We start from the raw sequence: 6,086 nt of genomic DNA, 5'->3' as shown, positions 1-6,086 counted from the left end.
GCCACAAAGACACGAAGGGCACAAAGCTTTAGTTTTTGATGGTAAAGCCTGGTGTGAGCGAAAGGATTTCTTAGAGTCTTTGTGCCTTTGTGGCAATTTTTCGCATTCATGACTCGTGATTTTTTCACCTTCGTTTTTGATTTTAAATGTGGACTTAGAAAAAACCGGTGCTAATAAGAATAATTGAGATGAAGCAAGTGCGAGGCTTATTGACTACAGTCGAAGTATAGCAAACAAATAACTGGAAGAGGAATGCCACAAAGACTCGAAGGCGCCAAGTTGTGACTTTCGGATTCTGAGCAGTAGTTGTCTGTTAAATTTTCGCGGTATTCTTTTCCGCCGTTTATTCTTTTGAGCCTTTGCGCCTTCGTGGCTAGGAGATCTTAGTTTCTAAATCTTTTGATTCCTTGCTTGATTAACGGCACATTGAAATTGATAAGATAACCCAGGTTCAATTCAGTTAGCCTCAAATGACTGATAATTTGAGCCTCCCAAAGTGGGTTTAATTGATCAACGGCTTTTAATTCGGCAATCACTAGATCTTCTACCAACAGGTCTAGCCTCAATCCTTCGTCGAACACCAAGCCATCATAGTAAACAGGTATAGTTGCCTGTCTTGCCACATGATATCCGGCCTTCTTCAATTCATGCTCCATGCAAGCTTCATAAACCTTTTCTAACAACCCTGGACCCAACGCTTTGTGGACATTGTAAGCCGCATTTATAATGGCTTTACCAATTTCTTCTTCGTGTTGAGAAAGGGGGTCGAAGTTTAACATTACTATTTTTCCGTTTATTTAGGTCGAAGCCGGATTGAGTAAGCTTTTGAGTTGCGCAATCTCCCCCTCTTCATTGTAAAAATGCACCGCCGCTCGCAGGTAATTGGGCCTGTAGGTAGTGATGATTTTTTCATCAGTCAGCTTTTGATGCAGTGACTTGTCGCATTCGAACGACACAATGCCCGACCAGCTTTTCTCGTCTCTGGGGGCCATGGGAGTAAAGCCAGCTCCTATAATAGCGGTGTGCAGCTTTGTCGAAAGTGCTTTCACCTCTTCGTAGATGTTTTGCCACCCGATGGCTTTCAACTCTTTCAGTGCCTGGCCCTGCATCAGTATCAGAAGAGGCTTCGGGTGCCCGGCTTCGAGGCTCTGCGGAGGGTTTTTGAGGTTTTCAGCCGGGATCGGATCCTTTAGGAAGTCAGTCATACTACCAGGGCCAAGTGCTCCCTGCTGCAGCCTTTTTGTCGAGTGCTTATTAACGTAGATCATGCCAGCTCCGTAGCCAGCGGTAAGCCATTTGTAAGAACTCGCCGCCAGCACGTCGACGTGTATTTTCTGCAAATCGATAGGGATCACACCAAGGCTTTGGATGGCATCCACGATAAGGAACGTTCCATGTTTTTGGCACATGGCCGATATGGCCTCAAGGTCAATCCGATAGCCGTTAGTGTATTGCACATGGCTGATCACCAGTACCTTGGGCTTGCCAGAAAGCACTTTTTCAATGGCTTCCAAATCAATGTGGCTTTTCATGTCCCAGTCAATCCAGTGAATTTTTCGGCTATGGTGAATCCATGGAAGTGTTACCGAAGGGAAATCGTGCTTTACAAGTACCAATTCGAGGTCAGAAGGCAACATTTGCTGCACCCAGGAAATACCGTACGAGGTATCCCACGTCAGACCTATTTCTTCGCTTGAGGCATTCAGAAGTTCCGCAAACAGTTTCCTTGTTTCTTCCATTTCAGCCATCCACACCGGCAGCTTTTGGCTGGCATACTGTGCGAATTCTGTAAGGTAGTCGGTTCCCTTTTGGAGGGTTGCCTGACTCATGGCACCGGCATTGGCCGTATTCAGGTAGGTGCAGTTGTGAAGAAGAGGGTATTGGGAGCGAATGCCTTTTTTGTCTGCGATCATTTCTTTCAGGTAAAAAACCAAAGTTTAATGGCCAATGCAATTACGGTAATCACAAGGAAGATGCGAATCACTTTATCGCCTTTCTCTACTGACCACCGGCTGGCAATCCAGCCGCCTGCGCTGTTGCCTACTGCTAGCACCAGCCCCAACGTCCAGTTGACTTTGTCCTCTATAATGAAAACTAATAGCGCTGACCCAGTATAGATCAATGCCGCAAACACTTTTACGAAGTTGGCTTTAACCAACGAAAATCCGTTGATGTGAGTGAGTGCGGCGATGGTAAGAAAGCCAACGCCAGCCTGAATGAACCCCCCGTAGATGCCAATGAAAAAGAAAGCGATAACTCCCCACAATTGATGCATAAAATCCAGCTTCTCTCCGTTGGATTTTTTCTTAACAACGGAGTCGAAAATGATCGAGAGCACTACAAGCACCATGATGATGGCCAGGATGCGATTAAAAAGGTCGGCATCAATTTCGACGGCAAACCAGGCACCTACAGCACCTCCAATCAACGACGAGCCAGCCAGCCACCAGGAATAGGGTCGTGCTGATACGCCCTTGCTTTGAAAGCCGGCTACCGAGAAGATGTTTTGCCCCATGATGGCTATCCTGTTGGTAGCATTGGCTACTGCTGGAGGCAGTCCAAGAAAAATGAGAACCGGCAGCGATAGCAAGGAACCTCCCCCTGCAACTGTATTGACAAACCCCGCCACAAACCCAACGGCGATGATGAGTAGATATTCGTAGTATTCCATGCCTCTTCGTTAGCTGCCGAAGTTATAAGAAAAATGTGTCTGAGGATATTTATTTTATATGGAGGCGGTGGCGTCTGACAACTTTCTTACCTCCAAAGCGTCACTACATTCATTAAGTAGTTGCATTTGGTTTTTACCTAAAGTCGGATGGAAAAAATTAGGTGCTATTTCGGCCAATGGTACAAGCGTAAACCTCCTGAAGGGAATTTGCGGATGAGGCACAACCAGGTTATCTGTTTTGATAACTTCATTGCCAACGTACAAAATATCGATATCGATGACCCTTGGGCCCCATTTTTCTATCCGCTGTCGCCCCAGGTGCTTTTCAATTTCCAGTGCTTGATGCAAGACCTCCTCAGCCCGTAAACCACTTTCAATCTCAATCACCTGGTTAAGAAAATCGGCCTGCTCGGTCTGGCCCCACGCCTGGGTAGCGTAAATCGACGAACTTCGAACCATCTGCCCTATTCGCTCGTTTATCATTCGGCCTGCCTCAGAAAGGGTAGCCAAACGATCGCCCTGGTTGGAACCGAGTAAAAGGAAAATGCCCATGGAGGTGAATAATTTTAGCGGTGCGATTAACTTAGGTGAATCTTGTTAGATTTGCAAAGAACAAAAATAAATCAAAAACTGTCTCAATGGCCTTTCTTCGAAATTTGTTAGCCACCATCTTTGGCCTTTTTATCTTCAGTTTTCTGGGCATACTTATCCTTGTTGGCATTGCTTCCAGTAGTTCAGAAGAAACGGTAGAAGTGAAAGATAATTCTGTTCTCTACCTGCCATTAGGAGGTATTCTAAGTGAACGTACTCCCGAAGATCCGTTTCAGGAATTTTTCCCCAATAGTGGCCCCAGTTACATCGGTGTGCTTGATCTGTTGAAAGTGATAAAAAATGCAAAAACAGATGAAAAAATTAAGGGCATATACATTGAGCATGGCTACCTGTCGGGAGGCTTTGCCAGCCTGAAAGAGGTCAGAGATGCCCTTTTGGATTTCAAATCATCGGGAAAGTTTATCTACTCATACGGGAACTATATTTCAGAAGGTGACTATTATATCGGGTCTGTCGCCGACGAACTGTACGTTAACCCGCAAGGCTCCCTTGAATTTAATGGCTTCAGTGCTAATATTTCGTTTTTTAAGGGAACACTTGACAAGCTGGAAATTGAGCCGCTGGTGTTTAGGGTCGGGGAGTTTAAGTCGGCCATCGAACCTTTTATTCGCAAGGATATGAGCCCTGAAAACGAACTTCAGATCAACTCTTTTTTGAACTCCGCTCACGATACTTTTCTTGCAGATATTGCCGAAGCAAGAAGTATCCCTGTTGAAAAACTGAGAGAGATTTCATCGGAAATGAAGGTGCGACGAGTGGCCGATGCTGTTGACTATGGCCTGGCCTCCAAAGTAGCCTACGAAGATGAAATGAAGACCCTGCTCAAGATAAAACTTGGGATAGAGGAGAGCGCTGACATTACATTCATTTCGTGGAAGAAGTATAAGAAGTCGATTTCGCCAGACGAAATATCCAAGAACAGGATTGCAGTAATTGTGGCTGAAGGTGAGATTTTGATGGGAGAGGGCGAGGAAAATCAGATTGGAGCCGAGAAATTTGCCCGGGAAATAAGAAATGCTCGGGAAAGCGATAGAATAAAGGCGGTGGTGCTGCGTATTAACTCTCCGGGAGGAAGCCTCACAGGCTCGGATATAATTTGGAGGGAAATAATGCTCACCAAAGAGAAGAAACCTATCATCGCTTCAATGGGCGACTATGCAGCATCAGGCGGCTACTACCTTTCCATGCCGTGCGATACCATCGTCGCTCAGCCCAATACTATCACGGGTTCGATAGGCATTTTCGGTATGATGTTCAATATGGAGAAATTTCTTGAAAACAAGCTGGGTATAACTTTCGATGTGGTAAAAACAGGCGAATATTCAGATATAATGACTGTGACAAGGTCGTTGAGTGATTTTGAGAAACAAATTATCCAGGACGGTGTGAACGAAGGATATGAAACCTTTACCTCGAAGGCGGCAGAAGCGAGACACTTGCCGATAGAAAAGCTGAAGGAGTTAGCCGGTGGAAGAGTTTGGACGGGCATTCAGGCCCATGAGCTTGGCCTGGTTGACCTGCTCGGAAGTTTTGACGACGCAGTCAAAATTGCTGCTGACAAGGCTGAGCTGGGCGACGATTACCTGCTAAGTTTTTACCCTAAGCAGAAAAACTTCTTTGAGGAGATGTTCTCAAGTGCTTCTGACGAATTGGAAGCCAGGTCTATCAAAAATAACTACGGTATGCTTGCCCCTTATGTGAAAGAAATTAGAGATTTGCAGCACTATGAGGGCATTCAGGCACGCATGCCCTATTCATTTGAAATTAAATAACCGAACCTACGCTATCAGGGAATGACTGAACTAAGAAACGACTGGACAAGAGGAGAAATAGAGGAGATTTACAACTCTCCCATGTTAGACTTGATTTACAGGGCGGCTACCGTCCACAGAGAATATAGCGACCCACAGGAGGTGCAGGTCTGTACTTTGTTGTCGGTGAAGACTGGAGGGTGCCCTGAGGATTGCTCTTATTGCCCCCAGGCTGCACGGTACCACACTGATGTGAAAGTGCAGAAGTTAATGGAAGTTGACGAGGTGCTTTCTAATGCGAAAGCTGCCAAGGACAATGGAAGCACCAGGTTTTGTATGGGTGCTGCCTGGAGAGAGGTGAGAGATAACAAAGACTTTGACAAAGTGATCGAGATGGTCAAAGGTGTGAACCAAATGGGCATGGAAGTTTGCTGCACGCTAGGTATGATCACCGAGTCGCAGGCGAAGCGGCTGAAGGAAGCGGGCCTTTATGCTTATAACCACAACCTCGACACCAGCGAAGAAGCTTACGAAGATATTATTACTACAAGAACCTATAAGGACAGGCTGGATACATTGGAGAATGTTCGGACTGCAAAAATTTCTGTGTGCTCAGGCGGCATCATAGGTATGGGGGAATCTCACCTCGACAGGGTGGGGATGCTCCACACATTGTCGACGTTGCCGGAACATCCTGAGAGTGTACCTGTAAATGCGCTGGTGGCGGTAGAGGGAACACCTTTGGAAGACCAGGAGCGAGTGCCTGTTTGGGACATGATCCGAATGATAGCCACGGCAAGAATCATTATGCCTAAGGCCATGGTAAGGCTTTCAGCTGGCAGGGTGAACATGACCATGGAGGAACAAGCGCTTTGCTTCCTTGCTGGGGCTAACTCTATCTTCGCAGGAGATAAGCTACTTACTACTCCCAATCCAGAGGTGGACGCAGACAAGCAGATGTTTCAGGTGCTTAACCTGAAGCCCAGAGCGTCTTTCAAAGGGGCCGCTGCAGAGAAATATTCAATGGCGTAGCAGCCGCTACCGGGTAGCAG

6 protein-coding genes are annotated in these 6,086 nt (G+C 46.3%); 2 read left to right on the top strand and 4 right to left on the bottom strand.

All coding sequences use genetic code 11. From position 1 onward, the window contains the following. Nucleotides 1-383: 383 nt before the first annotated feature. Genes AAC052_RS20320 through folK form a run of 4 tightly spaced genes read right to left on the bottom strand, consistent with a single transcriptional unit; the run spans nt 384 to nt 3,223 of the window. Complete coding sequence (locus AAC052_RS20320) at nt 384-779, bottom strand: GxxExxY protein (protein WP_339815258.1); 396 nt, start codon at nt 777-779, stop codon at nt 384-386. 18 nt (nt 780-797) lie between these two features. Further along, complete coding sequence (locus AAC052_RS20315; RefSeq protein WP_339815257.1) at nt 798-1,913, bottom strand: aminotransferase class V-fold PLP-dependent enzyme; 1,116 nt, start codon at nt 1,911-1,913, stop codon at nt 798-800. A 5-nt stretch (nt 1,914-1,918) separates the two neighbouring features. Next, nucleotides 1,919-2,671: a sulfite exporter TauE/SafE family protein gene (locus tag AAC052_RS20310; RefSeq protein WP_339815256.1), complete on the bottom strand. Its 753-nt coding sequence runs from the start codon at nt 2,669-2,671 to the stop codon at nt 1,919-1,921. A gap of 54 nt (nt 2,672-2,725) precedes the next feature. Next, entirely contained in the window at nt 2,726-3,223 is a 498-nt protein-coding gene (folK, locus tag AAC052_RS20305; protein ID WP_339815255.1) for a 2-amino-4-hydroxy-6-hydroxymethyldihydropteridine diphosphokinase, read from the bottom strand. Between the two features lie 86 nt (nt 3,224-3,309). Here folK and sppA point away from each other — a divergent pair, with 86 nt between their 5' ends. Both sppA and bioB read left to right on the top strand, forming a co-directional pair. Then, nucleotides 3,310-5,055 (top strand): signal peptide peptidase SppA, encoded by a 1,746-nt coding sequence (gene sppA, locus AAC052_RS20300; RefSeq protein ID WP_339815254.1) that lies wholly within the window; start codon nt 3,310-3,312, stop codon nt 5,053-5,055. 21 nt (nt 5,056-5,076) lie between these two features. Further along, nucleotides 5,077-6,066, top strand: a complete 990-nt coding sequence (gene bioB / locus AAC052_RS20295) for a biotin synthase BioB (protein WP_339815253.1) — start codon at nt 5,077-5,079, stop codon at nt 6,064-6,066. Nucleotides 6,067-6,086 lie beyond the last annotated feature (20 nt).

This window comes from uncultured Imperialibacter sp. (assembly GCF_963974565.1).
GTDB lineage: Bacteria > Bacteroidota > Bacteroidia > Cytophagales > Cyclobacteriaceae > Imperialibacter > Imperialibacter roseus.
Note: the sequence above shows the minus strand (reverse complement) of the source record. Positions and strands in the feature narration are given on the sequence as shown.